A 737-nucleotide genomic window follows, 5' to 3' on the forward strand; every position below is an offset into this window, starting at 1 on the left:
CCTTGGGACATTGCCAGCGTAAGAGGTTGAGTCGCTAATGGTAAGATGACTTCAGCTGCTGCCACATCAAGTTTAACTTCAGCCTGAGCAAAACCACCTTTATTATCTTTAACGACATAAATAAAACTGTCTTGTCCGCTAAACTGCGCAGCGTTGTATTCAATGGTGTTAGGATCGATGATTGTCGCTCGTCCTGAGGTGGCCGCGAGTTTATGCAATTGCACTTCATCACCGTCAACATCAGCAACTGATGGCGAAATATCAATTTGAATACGTTCACCTTGCCCGAGTGACTTTTCAATATCACTCGCTTCTGGTGCCGTATTGGGCGTAACCGGATTGGCATCCGATACCGTTATTGACACAGTACCTATGGTGCTACCGCCTTGACCATCATCAACGGTATAGTAAGCGATTTCCTGCCCTACAAAACCTGAGGCACGATAAACCACATCAAAGCCGTCTTGTTGAAAACGATTGTCTGTTTGAACAAACTCAGTAATGGTTAATTCATCACCATCACTGTCATGCACAGCATCACCTAGATTGATGTTAACCGGCTCATCACTGTCCACGGCCAACATTAGCGGCGTTGTCTCAGGCGCAACATTAACGGCGACCGTTTGGGGGTCAACATCAATTAACGCCACTGACGCATAGCTTTCACCATCACTCAATACTTGCCAATCAAGGGTCGTCACACCGGGATAATCACCGTGTATTTTGACAAAGGTCGG

Annotated in this window: 1 protein-coding gene; it reads right to left on the bottom strand. The window is 46.4% G+C overall.

Annotated features, from left to right (window positions below; translation table 11 throughout):
* The coding region (locus tag AB4298_RS21235; RefSeq protein ID WP_371988326.1) for an Ig-like domain-containing protein at positions 1-737 on the bottom strand (737 nt) is incomplete at both ends.

This window comes from Shewanella sp. 10N.261.52.F9, from assembly GCF_041471165.1.
Taxonomy (GTDB): Bacteria; Pseudomonadota; Gammaproteobacteria; order Enterobacterales; family Shewanellaceae; genus Shewanella; species Shewanella marinintestina.